Here is a 14,839-nt window from a genome sequence, read left to right on the forward strand (position 1 = left end):
CCTTCCGTCGTCGACGACCTCATCGAAAACAGAATGAACAAGTGATCGCGCACGCCCCGGTCGCGGGGCGTCCCGAGACCAGAAGCCGCCGGGACATCCCGGCGGCTTTTTCCTTTGCCAAGGCGGGTCAGGCCAGCAGCGCCTCGAAGGCCTCGAGGTGGTTGGCCGAGCCGGCCAGCAGGTTCTCGTAGACATCGGCCAGGGCCGTTCCTTCGGCCGCTTCGATGGCGGCGGCGATATCGACCATGTCCTTGGTTTCGATAGCGGCGCCCACCTCCAGCGCGTCGGTCACGGACAGGGACCCCGTGGCGATCATCTCGTCGTAGAGCGCCTGCAGTTCCGCGTCCTCGAAGACGCCCGGCTGGTTGAAGACGAACTGATCCGTGTCGAGGCCCAATGCTTCGGCCTGGGCGATCAGGGCATCGAAATGCCGGTCTTCGGAAGTGGCGATATTGTCAAAGATCTTCAGGCCGTACATCTCGTAGAAGGCCTCGTAGACATCGCCCGCCAGCTTTTCCTCCTCGATCATGTAGATCAGTTCGGCCAGGACCTCATCGCTATAGGTGACTTCGGTCACGACGGTGGCATCACCGCCCTGCATACCCCCGTCCTGGTCGCCTTGCGATCCGTCCGCGCCAAAGCGAGCCTCAATCCCGCCGAATTTCCACTGTGCTTGTTTCATGCTGGTAGCCTCAACGTATCTGGTCTTGCGCGTCCACTTCACATATTGTTGTCGGAATGTGTTTTGAAAAGTTTAAAATCCCCACACGTTTGCGCAAATTCGCCGAAAACCGCCGAAACCCGGCAATTGCCCGCCAATGCCTTTCTATGAGCGGATTCTCTCCTCAATTCGACCAAACCCGCTGCGCGGAAACACCAGCGGTGCTACCCTTCTTGTGGTGGGGGCGCTCTGAAAACGGAGCAGCCTAATGCAAGTCACTGTAACACCTCTGCTGACGGCGCCGCAGGTCATGGGCCATCCGCAGGGGCTGCCCGATGTCCCGCGCGATCCCGCGAGCGAGACCCGGGTAAAACCCATTGCCGACGCCCGCGACCCGGAGGCCGGTCTGCGCGAAGGACAGGCACCGGCCAAGTTCTGGCGTGCCGTCAACGGTGAGCCTGACCCCGACGCCAACACCGCGCCGCCCTCGATCATGCAAATCGCCATCAGCCGCATGCTGGAGGAACAGGCCCCGCCCACCACGGTCGCCGAAGCCGCCGAAAGTGCCGCGGACACCGGCGCGGACCCGGGGGAATCACGCTCCGACGAGCAGGCCGCCCGCACAGCCGGTCCGGCTGACGGACAGCGCGACTGATCCCCCTCCGGGCATGCCGGCCCGGCAATGCCGCGTGGCAGGGCGAAACCGCGCGGCAATCCTGCGCGGCATCGCTTTTCACCGCCCGCGCCATACCCTATAAGCGCGCTGAGCCCGCCGATGTGATCGGTAACGGGCAGGTGGACATGGCGAGGATGGCATGAGCGAGAACAAGTCCGATGCGGATGTGGCCTTTATCAAGGCCCTGGCGGAACTCCTGCAGGATAACGACCTGACAGAGCTGGAGGTCATGCGCGAATACGGTGACGACGACAGCCTGCAAGTGCGCATCAGCCGAGCCACGACAGTGGCCGCACCGGCCCCCGTTGCCGCCCCTGCCCCGGTCGCCGCCGCCCCCGCACCGGCCGCTGCGGCGCCCGCTGCCTCGGCAGAGGTGATGCCCGAAGATCCCGCCGCCCATCCCGGCGCTGTGACCTCGCCTATGGTCGGCACCGTTTACATGCAGCCCGAACCGGGCGCGGATTCCTTCATCTCGGTCGGCACGACGGTCAAGGAAGGCGACACGCTGCTGATCGTCGAGGCGATGAAGACCATGAACCACATTCCCGCCCCCCGCGCAGGCACCGTCAAGCGCATCCTCGTCGAGGACGGCGCGCCCGTCGAATACGGCGCCCCGCTGGTCATCCTCGAGTAAGCGCATGACCCACAAGATCCTGATCGCCAACCGCGGCGAGATCGCGCTGCGTGTCATCCGGGCCTGCCGCGAAATGGGCATCCCCTCGGTCGCTGTGCATTCCACCGCCGATGCCGACGCCATGCACGTTCGCATGGCGGACGAGACAATCTGCATCGGCCCCGCGCCCTCGCCCGACAGTTATCTTTCGATCCCGGCCATCATCTCGGCCTGCGAGGTGACGGGCGCCACGATGATCCACCCGGGCTATGGCTTCCTGTCGGAAAACGCCCGTTTCGTGCAGATCGTCGAAGACCACGACATCACCTTCATCGGCCCCTCGGCAGAGCATATCCGCACGATGGGTGACAAGATCACCGCCAAGGAGACGGCCAAGGACCTGGGCATCCCGGTTGTTCCCGGCTCCGAGGGTGGCGTTGCCAGCGTCGAAGAAGCCAAGGAAATCGGCGCCAGCTTTGGCTATCCGGTCATCGTCAAGGCCACCGCCGGCGGTGGCGGGCGCGGCATGAAGGTTGCCCGCGACGAGGACGAGATGGCGCGTGCCTACCAGACCGCGCGGGCCGAGGCCAAGGCGGCCTTCGGCAACGATGAGGTCTACATCGAGAAATACCTGCAGCGTCCGCGCCACATCGAGATCCAGGTCTTTGGCGACGGCCAGGGCGGCGGCGTTCACCTGGGCGAACGCGACTGTTCCCTGCAGCGCCGTCACCAGAAGGTGTTCGAAGAGGCCCCCGGCCCGTCGATCAGCCCCGAGGAACGGGCCCACATCGGCGCGATCTGCGCCAATGCCGTGGCCAAGATGGGGTATCGCGGCGCCGGCACGATCGAGTTCCTCTACGAGGATGGCGAGTTCTACTTCATCGAGATGAACACACGCCTGCAGGTGGAACATCCGGTGACAGAGGGCATCTTCGGTGTCGACCTGGTGCGGGAACAGATCCTTGTCGCCGCCGGTCAACCGCTGTCCTTTACCCAGGACGACCTGCAGATCAACGGCCATGCCATCGAGGTCCGCATCAACGCCGAGAAACTGCCCGAATTCCGGCCCTCGCCGGGCACGATCTCGCATTTCCACGCGCCGGGCGGACTTGGCGTGCGGATGGACTCCGCGCTCTATGACGGCTATCGCATCCCGCCCTATTACGACAGCCTGATCGGCAAGCTGATCGTGCATGGCCGCGATCGGCCCGAGGCGCTGGCGCGTCTGAACCGCGCCCTGGGTGAGCTGATCGTGGACGGGATCGACACCACCGTGCCGCTGTTCCATGCGCTCTTGCGCGAAAAGGACATCCACACCGGCGAATACAACATTCACTGGCTGGAAAAATGGCTGGAGGCCGGCGGGCTGGAATGAGCCGGGCCGCCCTGCCCCGGCCCTGCGCCGGGGCCTCCCCCCTCGACACCGCCCCCCGCACACGGACTGCGGGACGGCGGGTCGCATGGCGGGCCACGTCACGACAGGCGACTATCCCGCCGTCATGAGTGTCACCCCCGAACTTCTCCTGCAGGCTTATCGCACCGGCATCTTTCCGATGGCCGAACGGCGCGACGATCCGGATATCTTCTGGGTCGATCCGCGTCGGCGTGGCGTCCTGCCACTGGAGGGGTTCCGGGTCTCGCGCAGCTTGGCGAAACGCCTGCGGCGCGACGACTACGAGGTGACGCTGAATGCCGATTTCTCCGGTGTGATCGACGGCTGTGCCGACCGCGAAGAAACCTGGATCAACTCCGAGATCCGCGATCTCTACCACGCGCTTTTCGCGCAGGGTCACGCACATTCGCTGGAAGTCTGGATGGAAGGCGCGCTGGTGGGTGGGGTCTACGGCGTGACGGTGGGCGCGGCCTATTGCGGCGAGTCGATGTTCTCGCGCCGCACGGATGCCTCCAAGATCGCGCTGGCCTGGCTGGTGGACCTGTTGCGGCGCGCGGGATTCGTCCTGTTCGACACCCAGTTCCTGACCCCACACCTGGCCAGCCTGGGCGGGATCGAGATCACGCGGCACGCCTATCGCATGCAACTGTCCGAGGCGCTGAAACGGCCCGCCGACCTCCGGTCGCAGCCGCTGGCCGGCTCTGGCGCCGAGGTGGTGGCCCACCTGCGGTCCTCCGGCTGACCCCGACCCGATCCCGGCGCACGCACCAGATGGTCCTGCGATGGCTCAGAGGATGCGCGGAATTACTCAGGCAGGGTGCAGCGCATGACCCAGACGTCATAGCGCGCGTGGTCCATCGCGTTCAGCGCCGGGGACGAGGCGATCATCCAGCCCGAAAAGAGCGGTTTTGCCACGCCCGCCTCGCGGATGGTCAGAAAGGCATAGGCATCACCCGAGGGGTCGTCCTGCGGGTAACGACATTCCTTTAGCGCGATTTCGATCAGGCCAAGGACGGTGGCCTCGCCGTTCTGCAGGGTAATGTCGCTGACCTTGGCATTCAGCTTGTCCAGCCCGCGCAACACCGCGCCGGTCCCTGTCTCCGTCTGCTCCTGCGCCAGGGCGGGTGCAGTGAGCGCAAGCATCACGGCCAACGCGCGGGCGATCATTGCTGATCGCCTTCCCCACCGATGTAACGCATCAGCATGGTCAGCAGGCTGACAGAGCCCTGGGTATCCAGGATCTCATCCCCCGGCTGGTAGTTGTCCAGTCCGCCGCCGGGCGAAATCTCGACGAAGTTGCCGCCCAGCAGCCCTTCCGAGGCGATCGCGATCACGCTGAGATGGGGCACCAGGACATGGTCGTCGATCACCACGGTCGTGTCGGCGCGATAACTCTCTGGGTTCAGCTCGATCCCCGTGACGGTGCCGACCTTGACACCCGCAAGGCGTACGTCAGTGCCGACACTGATGCCCTCGACCGAACGGAAGGAGGCGCTCAGCTCATACCCCTGCGAGCCAAGGGCGAAACCGGTGCTTTGAACGGTGTAGGCGCCAAAGGCCAGCGCCGCCGCCAGAACGGCGCCGCCCACGACCACTTCGGCCACGGAATGGGTCATTCGGGCGACCAGGCCTCGTAATCGCGACGCTCTGCCGGGGCCTCGCGCCGGATGCTGCCCGCGGGCGCATAGGCCAGCGCGGTGCCGGTCAGGTTCTCGCTGTGCGGCTTTTCCCAGGTCTTGTGGGGCAGCGGCTTGTCGGTGGGCGGTTCGTCGAAGGTGTAGTGCAGCCAGCCATGCCAATCGGGGCTGACGCGGCTTGCCTCGGCTTCGCCATTGAAGATCACCCAGCGCTTCTTGCCGTCACGGGTCCGGTAAAAGCTGTTGCCCTGCTCATCCTCGCCGACCTTCACGCCCTTGCGGCTGGTGTAGATCAGGGTGTTGAGCGTGGCGCCGTTCCACCAGGTCACGGCGCGCAGAAGGGTGTTGAGAATGCCCATGAACGACTCCTGTATTCTGATGCCTCTTATGGCGAATTCACGGCACGGGGTCCAGTGCCCGCCATGACGCAGGCGCGCCGTTTACCGCCTGTGGCGAATTTGCTGGGCCGGTGAGAATGGTGAACATATTGTTAACACAAAGCCGCGTCAGTCTGGAGGCACCCCAGCACAATGAACAACGGTCGAGCAGCAATGGACAAGGTGACAGTCGCGGCACGATGCCGGGGGGTGGACGTGCCCGCCTCGCCCTTTCTGACGGAAACCCGCGTGCGCCGGATGTCCGAGGGCCGCTACGAAGGCGACGAGGTCGCAGGCGCCCTGGCGGTGGTGCGGCCCGGCGACAGGGTGTTGGAACTGGGGGCGGGACTGGGCGTGGTGAGCGCCGTGATCGCGCGGAATGCGGCGCCCGCTGCCGTGCTGAGCTTTGAGGCAAACCCGGCGCTTGTGCCCCACATCCGCGCGCTGCACGCGCTGAATGGCCTTGAGGACCGGATCGAGTTGCGCAACCAGGTCCTGATGAGTGGTCCGGACCGGCCGGAAACCCGCACCTTCTACCTGCGCAACTCCTTCCTGGGCTCGTCCCTGGTGGACGCGGACAACCGGCAGACGCGCCCCGTCGAGGTGCCGACCGCCGCGCTGGACGAGGTACTGCGCGAGTTTCGCCCCGACGTTCTGATCATGGATATCGAGGGCGGCGAGCTGGAATTCCTGGAACACGCCCGGCTGCATGGAATCCGCGCGGTGGTGATCGAATTTCATCCCGGCGTCTATGGCAAGGACGGCGCCAAGACCTGCAAGGACCGGCTGCGCGCGCTGGGGTTTCAGAAGGACGAAAATCTCTCGACCCGGTTCGTCTGGACCTGCACGCGCAATATCGTACGGATGGAACCACCCAGCCCCGCCGGCGGCTGGTCCTGCCAGATCGCACGGCTGAAACACCCTGTGGTGGTGCCGCCGGCGCATCGGTCGCATATCCAGCCGTCCGGCGTGCTGACAGGCGCGGGACAGGTGGTGCCGCATGCCGCGACCTGGCGCAACGCACGCCTGCTGACACCGCCCCCTGCGCGGCCCGCTCAGGCAGAGCGCCTGCCGGGACGCTGGCTTTGGGGCGGGGTGCTGTGGCGCTATTTTCCGCATTTCGTGACAGAGAGCGTCACCCGGCTCTGGGCGCTGGAACATATCGACCAGTCGGGGTTTGACGGTATCCTGTTCGCCCCGAAAAACCCGGGCGTCACCGATCCGCCGCCCGCGTTTCATCGCGAGTTCCTGGACCTGATGGGCTGTGGCCTGCCGATCCGCGAAGCGCGGGTTCCTTGTGTGCCGGACGAACTGATCGTGCCGGGACAGGGCTTTGGCCTGGGCGACATCAGCCGGGGCACGGATCGGTTCATCGAGACGATGGCGCTGCGCTTTGCTCGGGACGTGGCGCCGGAGGGGCCTTCGAGGCTGTATATCAGCCGGTCGCGGCTGGGCGCCGGACGCGGGTCTCTCCTAGGGGAGGCGCGGCTTGAGGCACGGCTGGCCGAAGAAGGCTACGAGATCTTCCACCCGCAGGCGCATTCCCTGGCCGAACAGGTGGCCCGGTACAAGGCGGCGAAACAGATCGTGGCGGCAGAAGGCTCGGCCTTGCATTTCCTGGCCTTCGTGGCGCGGCCCGATCAGCAGGTGGCGATGATCCTGCGGCGGCGGTCAGGGGCGACACGACACATCTCTACGCACCTGGAAAGCTTTTCAGGCCGCGCGCCGCTCTGGATCGAGACGCTGCGACGGGCCTGGATGCCCGAGGGCGAGGTACGCAAGCGACTGGCAGTTGGAGAGCCGGACTTCGCCGCCGTGCAGGCCGCGCTCATCGCAAACGGCTTTGTCGCGCCCGGCCCTCGCTGGGAGCAGCCGGACGAGGCCGAGATGCGGGCCGAACTGGGCAGCGGTTATACCCTCATGGAGGATGACGCGAGGCTGGCGGGCTGAGCCGGGAACACCTCCCCGGCCCTGAATGACCTAACGGGCAAGCGTCGTCAGTTCGATCTCGATCCGGTACTTCGGGTCGATCAGCGCGCATTCCACCATCGTGGCGGCGGGCGGGTTGTCCCCAAAGGCCTCGCGCAGGATTGGCCAGCAGGGTTCGAACTCGTGCCGATCCGGCAGGTAGTAGGTGACACGCACCGCGTCCGCGAGGCTGCTGCCCGCCTTTTCCAGCGCCTGCGAAATCGTGGCAAGTGCGGCGCGGCACTGGTCTTCGACCGTGTCGCCCTGCCCCACCGTGCCGGCCACATGGACAAATCCGCCCGCGACGACGGCGCGGCTATAGCCGATCTTTTCCTCGAAAGGACTGCCCGAGGAGATGCGTGTGATAGTCATTGTCTGGTTCCCTGAACAAAGGAAAGGCGGGGAAAAACCCCGCCCTACGCTTGTGGTTTGCCTCGCGGAGTTCAGCCCGCGGAGGCGCCTTCTTTTTTCTGGTCGGCGTAGATCATCAGCGGCTTGGCCTCGGAGGTCACCGATTCCTCGTTCACGACGACCTCTGTCACCTCTTCCATGCCCGGCAGTTCGAACATGGTGTCCAAAAGGATCCCTTCGAGGATCGAGCGCAACCCGCGCGCACCGGTCTTGCGCTCGATCGCCTTCTTGGCGATGGCCGAAAGCGCGTCATCGGTGAAGTCGAGCTTGGTGTCCTCCATCTCGAACAGGCGCTGGTACTGCTTGACCAGGGCGTTCTTGGGCTGGGTCAGGATGGTGACAAGCGCATCCTCGTCCAGATCCTCGAGCGTGGCGATGACGGGCAGACGGCCGACGAATTCCGGGATCAGGCCGAATTTCAGCAGGTCCTCGGGTTCGAGGTCCTTGAAAACCTCACCCACGCCGCGATCGTCATTGTCGCGCACGTCGGCGCCAAAGCCCATGGCCGAGCCTTTGCCGCGCTGCGCAATGATCCGGTCGAGGCCGGCAAATGCGCCGCCGCAGATGAAGAGGATGTTCGTCGTGTCCACCTGCAGGAATTCCTGCTGCGGATGCTTGCGCCCGCCCTGCGGCGGCACGGACGCGACGGTGCCTTCCATCAGTTTCAGCAGCGCCTGCTGCACGCCCTCGCCCGACACGTCGCGTGTGATCGAGGGATTTTCCGACTTGCGGGTGATCTTGTCGACCTCGTCGATGTAGACGATGCCGCGCTGCGCGCGTTCGACGTTGTATTCCGACGCCTGCAACAGCTTGAGAATGATGTTCTCGACATCCTCACCCACGTAACCGGCCTCGGTCAGCGTGGTGGCATCGGCCATCGTGAAAGGTACATCAAGGATACGCGCAAGCGTCTGCGCCAACAACGTCTTGCCGCAGCCGGTGGGACCGATCAGCAGGATGTTGGATTTAGCCAGCTCGATATCCGAGGATTTCTGAGCGTGGTTCAGACGCTTGTAGTGGTTGTGAACCGCGACGGAGAGCACGCGTTTCGCGGTGGCCTGGCCGATGACGTAATCGTCCAGCACCTCGCAGATCTCGCGCGGGGTCGGCACGCCCTCGGAGGACTTCAGCCCGGCCCCCTTGGTCTCCTCGCGGATGATGTCCATGCACAGTTCGACGCATTCATCGCAGATGAATACGGTGGGGCCTGCAATCAGCTTGCGGACTTCATGCTGGCTCTTGCCGCAGAAGCTGCAATAGAGCGTGTTCTTGCTATCGCCGCCTGAATTCGTTGCCATCAGTCGCACCTTTCCCGGTTTATCCCGGTTTCCTGCTTCGCCGGCGACCGGCCCTTGCGCCCCCACAACGCCGCCTGCTGCCAGTGTTCGGACAGCTTAGGCCACGTGGTCGGGCGCGACAATCCGAAAATTCGCCCCGGCCCGCCCTGCGGACCGGGGCGCTTAATCAGGCGTCGCCGCCGCTTTCGCCGTCGACCACGCGCGAGGTCACGATCTCATCGATCAGCCCCCACTCCTTGGCCCGCTCGGCATCCATGAAGTTATCGCGCTCCAGCGCGCTTTCGACCGCCTCGTAGGTCTGGCCGGTGTGTTTCACGTAGATCTCGTTCAGCCGCCGTTTCAGCTTCAGCGTTTCTTCGGCGTGAATCATGATGTCGGTCGCCTGGCCCTGGTAGCCGCCCGAGGGCTGGTGGACCATGATGCGGCTGTTGGGCAGCGAGAAACGCATGTCCTTGGCGCCGGCGGTCAGCAGCAGCGAGCCCATCGAAGCCGCCTGTCCGATGACCAGGGTCGAGACCTTGGGCTTGATGTACTGCATGGTGTCGTAGATCGACAGGCCCGAGGTGACGACACCGCCGGGGCTGTTGATGTACATCGAGATTTCCTTGGACGGGTTTTCCGCCTCGAGGTGCAGCAACTGCGCCACGATCAGCGACGACATGCCGTCGTGGACCGGCCCGTTCACGAAGATGATCCGCTCCTTCAGCAGGCGCGAGAAGATGTCATAGGCCCGTTCCCCGCGGCTGGTCTGTTCGACCACCATGGGGACGAGGTTCATGTAGGTCTCGATCGGATCGTTCATATGTGCCTGCCTGAAGATGCTTTGTTGGACGGTGGTAACGCGTGAAGGTTACCTGAGTCTTAGTATCGCCCTTGGGGGGCTGCAAGGGGCGCCGGGGAAAACGCGTCCGGCCACACGGCCGGGCCTTGAATCCCGTCCGCCCCTGCTAGCTGTGGGATCATGTCTGCCACGCCCCCCTTCCCTCCCACTCATGCCGCCGCGCTAGCGGCACTGCACCGCTTCGTGCCCGAGGCCGGCGCGCGCTATGCCACGCGACGAAATTTCGACCTCGGCCCGGGGCGGCACCACGCGGTGTCACAGCTTTCGCCCTACCTTCGGCACCGCGTCCTGACGGAAGAAGAGGTTCTGCACGCGGTCCTTGCGCGACATTCCCAGGAAACGGCGGACAAATTCATCCAGGAAGTGTTCTGGCGGACGTACTGGAAGGGGTGGCTGGAACTGCGCCCCTCCATCTGGCAGAGCTACCGGTCGCAACTGTTGCGCCAGATCGACCGGGTGCAAAGCGAAGGCGGCCTGCGGCAACGCTGGCAGGCGGCCTGTACCGGTGAAACGGGCCTAGACTGTTTCGACACCTGGGCGCAGGAACTGGGCCGGACCGGTTATCTGCACAACCACGCCCGGATGTGGTTCGCCTCGATCTGGATTTTCACCCTGCAATTGCCCTGGGAACTGGGTGCGGATTTCTTCCTGCGGCATCTTCTGGACGGCGATCCCGCCTCGAACACGCTGAGCTGGCTATGGGTGGCCGGGCTACAGACGCGCGGCAAGGCCTATGTGGCACAGCCCGACAATATCGCCCGCTTCACCGAAGGCCGATTCACCCCCGCTCATGATGAATTGAACACGGCCGCCGCGCCACTGGATGGCCCGCCCCCGCCGCCGCCTCTGTCGCCGCCTGCAGGCGGGCGGATGGAGGCAGACCTGCCGACACTCTTCGTGCTGCACGAGGATGACCTGTCGCCCGGCTGGCTGCTGGACCAGGGCCTGCGCCCGGCAGGAACGGCTCTGCTGACCTCGGGCGCGTAGCTCAGCCCGTTGGATCCGGCGCCGCAGGTCACGCGGTTCCGCGCCGATCTGGTGCAGGAGACGGCGGATCGCTGGCAGGCGCAGCTTGGCCCCACCCGGCCCGCGCGGACCGCAGGGGATATTGCCGCGATGGCCGGGGAGCTGGGCGTCGAACAGATCGTCACCGCCCATGCCCCGACAGGTCCGGTGGCCGAGATCCTGCAGGAGTTGGACAACGTGGCGCAGTTGTTGCGGCCCTACGATGCGCGGGCCTGGCCCCATGCCAGGGCGGGCTTCTTCAAGTTCCGCAAGTCCATCCCCTCACTGCTGGCGGCCCTGAACCTCCCCGCCTGACGCTCAGTGACCGATCCTTTGCACGCCGGAACAGACATGCGCGGCGCATTCCATCTCAAGCGTGACATGGGTCAGGCCATGCGCCTCCTCCAGCCGGGCTTTCACGGTTTGCTTGATCGTATCCGCCCGCCCCCAGGCGCCGGTTTCGATCACCATGTGGGCCTGCAGGGCGGTCTGGTGTTCATCCATCTGCCACAGATGCGCATGGTGCAATCCGGCGACGCCCTCCACCGCCTCGGCGGTGGCCAGCACGCTTTCCGGCGCCAGTCGCGGCGGGCTGCCCAGCATCAGGATACGGATGACGCCGCCGATCTCGCTCCAGGCCATCCAGAGGATGTAGCCCGCGATCAGCAGCGTGATCGCCGGATCCACCCAGACCCAGCCAAAGGCCCAGATCAACACCCCGGCCAGGATCACGGCCAATGATCCCATCGCATCGGCAATGTTGTGCAGAAAGGCGGCGCGGATGTTCACGCTGGTCTTGGACATCGTGTAGGTCAGCGCGGCGGTTGCAAGGTCGATCACCAGCGCCACGGCCGCGATGACGATGACCAGCCAGCCGATCACCTCCTGCGGGTCGAAGAACCGCAGGACCGCCTCGTAGACCAGGTACATCCCGATCACGATCAGCGTCGTGAGGTTGATCAGTGCCGCCACGACCTCGGCCCGGCCATAGCCGAAGGTCATGTCGGAATCCGCCGGCCGGCGCGCGATGCGCCGGGCCAGGGCCGCAATCAGCAGGCTGGCCGCGTCCGAGAAATTGTGCAGCGCATCGGCGATCATCGCCAGCGAGCCGGACAGGACACCGCCGACGACCTGCGCCAGGGTCAGCAACAGGTTCACGCCGACGGCCGCAGCCATGCGGGCATCGCCCGCCTCGGGATCGACATGGTGGTGATGATGGTGATGTCCGTGGGGCATGGTCAGAACAAGCGCGCTTTGCCGCGAAAGGTCAACCGGCGCGCCGCGCGCCGGGACCGGCGAGCACAGCGGCAGGACGTCGCGCACCGCCCGCCAGCAGGCCCGCGCCCTGTGTTTCTTTGGGCTTCAAATACCTCTGGGGGTCCGGGGGCAAAGCCCCCGGCGGATCGCCGCGCCGCAAGGCGCGGCGATCCGAACTGTCATATCCTCACAGGATCAACCGAACATGTCCGAGGTGATCCCGGCGTACCAGCCGATGCTTTCCTCATAGGTCGCCTTGCGCATGGCCGCGTCCTCACCCGTCTGGCTGACAAAGCTGGACACGCTGGCGATCTTCTCGTCGGTCGCCTCGTAGGCCGCGCCGACCTTGATGCCGTCGTCCGTCGAGATCAAAGACCAGCAGGTGTTCGAGTATTTGGCCGGGAAAACGCGGCTGCCGGTCAGCGCACCACGCACCGCCATCGCCGCGACTTTGGCCTGCGAATTGGCGGAGAAGCCGGATTTCGGCATGTCACCCTGGTTGGTGGCGTCGCCAAGGATGTAGACGTTCTCATCCATGCGGGAAACCATCGAATGGCCGTCCACAGGCGCCCAGTTGCCCTCGGTCAGCCCGGCGGCGGCACAGATCGTGCCCGCCTTCTGCGCCGGTATGACGTTGCAGACATCCGCCTTGACCACTTCGCCGTCGATGTCGACCTCCATCGTGTCCGGGTTCACCGAGACGTTGCCGCCGCCAAAATCCGGGCCGATGCGTTCGATCATGCCGCCGTAGTGCTTTTGCCAGCCTTCCTCGAACAGTGCCTGTTTCGAGAATTTGGCCTTGGGGTCGGCGATGAGGATCTTGGCCGTCGGGTTCCGCTCTTTCAGCACATGGGCCACCATCGAGATCCGCTCATAGGGGCCCGGCGGGCAGCGGTAGGGGTTGGGCGGCGCGACCATGACATAGGTGCCACCCTCGGGCATGGATTCGATCTGTGCCTTCAGGAGGGCGGTCTGCGTACCCGCCTTGTAGGCGTGCGGCATGGCGGTCTGCGCCGACAGGTCCCAGCCCGGCACCGCCCCATCGACGAAGTCGATGCCGGGAGAGATCACCAGCCGGTCGTAAGGCACGCTGCCGCCACCGGCCAGCGACACGGTCTTTGCATCCCGGTCGACGCCCACGGCCCAGTCGTGCACCACGTTGATCCCGTAGTCCGCGGCCAGCGTGCCGTAGTCATGGGCGATGGATTGCAGGTCGCGGAACCCGCCGATGTAGAGGTTGGAAAAGAAGCAGGTGTAATAGGTGCGCGTGGGTTCGATCAGGGTGACGTTGATTTCGCCCTGGCTGTCCTTGGCGATATAACGCGCGGCGGTGGCACCACCGGCGCCGCCGCCGATCACCACGACGCGCGGCATGCCGTGACCGGCCGCCTGCACCATCGGTGCCGAAAGCGAGGCCGCTGCCGCAGCAGTTCCCAGAAAAGTGCGTCTGTTCAAAGTCATGTCCGTCTCCTCATTGTTGGACAATCTCTTTTATTGGCGCGCAGCCCCTCCCCTTTTTGCTCCCAGAAAGTGCGCGCGCGGGTCTCTCCCTCAAACGACGAACCCCGCGCGGCCAGTGAGGCCGGCGCGGGGCGCATCGGGTAAAGGAAAGGTCTTTGGGGCGCGTTGGCCCGGCGGAATCAACTCGGCAGGAGGCCGAAGAACGCCGCCAGCGCCAGAAGCGCGCCCAGCATCAGAATACGAAGAGCAAAGGACATCCGCATGAGAAACACCATCCACTTGGCACGGGGCCATGCGGGCCCGGGCCTGAACAACGGGCGCGGTGGTGAAATGCGCACCTCCGCGGCAGGACGTTCCGTCCTGCACCGCCACTCTCGCCTGTGGAATGCCTTCGCTCAATTGCGGAATACCCGACCCTCCCGTGGTCAACCTGCGATCATTCTATGGTTGCGAAGTAGGCAGCCAGCGCCGCGATCTCCTCATCGCTGAGTCGCCCGGCCATCATCTGCATAACCGGATGCGGACGCAACTTGCGCTTGTACGCATGCATGGCGATGACGAAATCTTCTTCCGGCCATTTCACGATCGAGGGGATGCCCTCATCCGAGCCATCCCGCTTGTGGCAGGTCAGGCATTCCGAAGCCAGGTATTCGCCATAGGCCACATCGCCCACGATCGCCAGGATCTCGGGCGGCAGTTCGACCTCGCGCGCCACGGCAGTCGGCGCGGATTCCGGGATGTCCTGCGGGTTCGCGCTAAAGGCGCGCAGGTAGGCCAGGACATCATGCCGGTCCTGTTCGTCCCTCATGCCCCGGTAGGACATGCGCGTGCCCGAAATCAGCACGCGCGGGTTCTGGATGTAGGCATCGAGCGTTTCGTATTCCCACGTCAAACCGTCGCCGTGGGCGCGTTCCATCGACTTGGAATAATCGAACCCCTCGAGGCTGCCCGCCCGACGTCCGAAGATGCCGTTGAGATGCGGGCCGATGCGGTTCTCTGCGCCGGGGCCGATCTGGTGGCACCCGATGCATTGACGAAACAGGTCTTCCCCGCGCACGGCATCGCCGATGAGCTGGGCCTCCTCCTCTGCGGTTGCTGGCCCCACGAGGGGGGCCAGCGCGACGAGGGCCGTTATGATCAGCCTCTTCATCATGTCATGCGTCCTATTGTGAGAAGGACGAGAGATAGGCGATCAGCGCCTCGACATCCGAGTCCTTGCGCAGGCCGGCAAAGGCCATCTT

17 protein-coding genes are annotated in these 14,839 nt (G+C 65.0%); 7 read left to right on the forward strand and 10 right to left on the reverse strand.

All coding sequences use genetic code 11. From position 1 onward, the window contains the following. Window positions 1-127: 127 nt before the first annotated feature. Window positions 128-682, reverse strand: a complete 555-nt coding sequence (locus PVW46_RS24095) for a DUF2202 domain-containing protein (RefSeq protein ID WP_083242526.1) — start codon at window positions 680-682, stop codon at window positions 128-130. Window positions 683-929: 247 nt separating this feature from the next. On the opposite strand from PVW46_RS24095, the gene PVW46_RS24100 reads away from it, so the two are divergent. The 4 genes from PVW46_RS24100 (at window position 930) to aat (ending at window position 4,085) form a co-directional block, all read left to right on the forward strand. Then, window positions 930-1,316 (forward strand): hypothetical protein, encoded by a 387-nt coding sequence (locus PVW46_RS24100; RefSeq protein ID WP_069211716.1) that lies wholly within the window; start codon window positions 930-932, stop codon window positions 1,314-1,316. Window positions 1,317-1,476: 160 nt separating this feature from the next. After that, window positions 1,477-1,971, forward strand: coding sequence for an acetyl-CoA carboxylase biotin carboxyl carrier protein (gene accB, locus PVW46_RS24105; RefSeq protein WP_043144562.1), 495 nt, complete (start codon window positions 1,477-1,479; stop codon window positions 1,969-1,971). A gap of 4 nt (window positions 1,972-1,975) precedes the next feature. After that, a complete protein-coding gene (gene accC / locus PVW46_RS24110; RefSeq protein WP_043144563.1) occupies window positions 1,976-3,325 on the forward strand; it encodes an acetyl-CoA carboxylase biotin carboxylase subunit in 1,350 nt (449 codons plus the stop codon). Between the two features lie 124 nt (window positions 3,326-3,449). Next, complete coding sequence (gene aat, locus PVW46_RS24115; protein ID WP_069208169.1) at window positions 3,450-4,085, forward strand: leucyl/phenylalanyl-tRNA--protein transferase; 636 nt, start codon at window positions 3,450-3,452, stop codon at window positions 4,083-4,085. Window positions 4,086-4,147: 62 nt separating this feature from the next. Here aat and PVW46_RS24120 read toward each other — a convergent pair whose 3' ends face one another. The 3 genes from PVW46_RS24120 to PVW46_RS24130 are packed head-to-tail and all read right to left on the reverse strand — an operon-like array spanning window position 4,148 to window position 5,339. Continuing rightward, window positions 4,148-4,510 (reverse strand): DUF2155 domain-containing protein, encoded by a 363-nt coding sequence (locus PVW46_RS24120; protein WP_043144564.1) that lies wholly within the window; start codon window positions 4,508-4,510, stop codon window positions 4,148-4,150. Further along, complete coding sequence (gene mlaD / locus PVW46_RS24125) at window positions 4,507-4,959, reverse strand: outer membrane lipid asymmetry maintenance protein MlaD (protein ID WP_069208142.1); 453 nt, start codon at window positions 4,957-4,959, stop codon at window positions 4,507-4,509. The genes PVW46_RS24120 and mlaD overlap by 4 nt, the downstream gene beginning before the upstream one ends. Further along, entirely contained in the window at window positions 4,956-5,339 is a 384-nt protein-coding gene (locus tag PVW46_RS24130) for an NADH:ubiquinone oxidoreductase subunit NDUFA12 (protein WP_043144566.1), read from the reverse strand. Before PVW46_RS24130 ends, mlaD begins: the two co-directional genes overlap by 4 nt. 192 nt (window positions 5,340-5,531) lie before the next feature. Between PVW46_RS24130 and PVW46_RS24135 the strand changes: the two genes are divergently transcribed. After that, on the forward strand, window positions 5,532-7,307 hold the full coding sequence (locus PVW46_RS24135; protein WP_069208141.1) for an FkbM family methyltransferase: 1,776 nt from the start codon (window positions 5,532-5,534) through the stop codon (window positions 7,305-7,307). A 30-nt stretch (window positions 7,308-7,337) separates the two neighbouring features. Here PVW46_RS24135 and PVW46_RS24140 read toward each other — a convergent pair whose 3' ends face one another. The 3 genes from PVW46_RS24140 to PVW46_RS24150 all read right to left on the reverse strand — a co-directional run bounded on the left by PVW46_RS24140 (window position 7,338) and on the right by PVW46_RS24150 (window position 9,836). Next, window positions 7,338-7,697: a RidA family protein gene (locus tag PVW46_RS24140; protein ID WP_043144569.1), complete on the reverse strand. Its 360-nt coding sequence runs from the start codon at window positions 7,695-7,697 to the stop codon at window positions 7,338-7,340. Between the two features lie 71 nt (window positions 7,698-7,768). Beyond that, complete coding sequence (clpX, locus tag PVW46_RS24145; RefSeq protein ID WP_043144570.1) at window positions 7,769-9,034, reverse strand: ATP-dependent Clp protease ATP-binding subunit ClpX; 1,266 nt, start codon at window positions 9,032-9,034, stop codon at window positions 7,769-7,771. Between the two features lie 166 nt (window positions 9,035-9,200). Beyond that, a complete protein-coding gene (locus PVW46_RS24150; RefSeq protein ID WP_043144571.1) occupies window positions 9,201-9,836 on the reverse strand; it encodes an ATP-dependent Clp protease proteolytic subunit in 636 nt (211 codons plus the stop codon). Between the two features lie 159 nt (window positions 9,837-9,995). Here PVW46_RS24150 and PVW46_RS24155 point away from each other — a divergent pair, with 159 nt between their 5' ends. Further along, complete coding sequence (locus tag PVW46_RS24155; protein ID WP_338020549.1) at window positions 9,996-10,862, forward strand: FAD-binding domain-containing protein; 867 nt, start codon at window positions 9,996-9,998, stop codon at window positions 10,860-10,862. Between the two features lie 9 nt (window positions 10,863-10,871). Beyond that, on the forward strand, window positions 10,872-11,195 hold the full coding sequence (locus tag PVW46_RS28695) for a hypothetical protein (protein WP_338020550.1): 324 nt from the start codon (window positions 10,872-10,874) through the stop codon (window positions 11,193-11,195). 3 nt (window positions 11,196-11,198) lie between these two features. On the opposite strand, the gene PVW46_RS24160 is transcribed toward PVW46_RS28695, so the two are convergent. The 3 genes from PVW46_RS24160 to PVW46_RS24170 form a co-directional block, all read right to left on the reverse strand. After that, a complete protein-coding gene (locus PVW46_RS24160; RefSeq protein ID WP_043144735.1) occupies window positions 11,199-12,116 on the reverse strand; it encodes a cation diffusion facilitator family transporter in 918 nt (305 codons plus the stop codon). 216 nt (window positions 12,117-12,332) lie between these two features. Further along, complete coding sequence (locus PVW46_RS24165; RefSeq protein ID WP_069208168.1) at window positions 12,333-13,598, reverse strand: NAD(P)/FAD-dependent oxidoreductase; 1,266 nt, start codon at window positions 13,596-13,598, stop codon at window positions 12,333-12,335. A gap of 436 nt (window positions 13,599-14,034) precedes the next feature. After that, window positions 14,035-14,751: a c-type cytochrome gene (locus PVW46_RS24170; RefSeq protein WP_069208140.1), complete on the reverse strand. Its 717-nt coding sequence runs from the start codon at window positions 14,749-14,751 to the stop codon at window positions 14,035-14,037. Window positions 14,752-14,839 lie beyond the last annotated feature (88 nt).

It is taken from the genome of Mameliella sp. AT18 (assembly GCF_028807275.1).
Classification (GTDB): domain Bacteria; phylum Pseudomonadota; class Alphaproteobacteria; order Rhodobacterales; family Rhodobacteraceae; genus Antarctobacter; species Antarctobacter albus.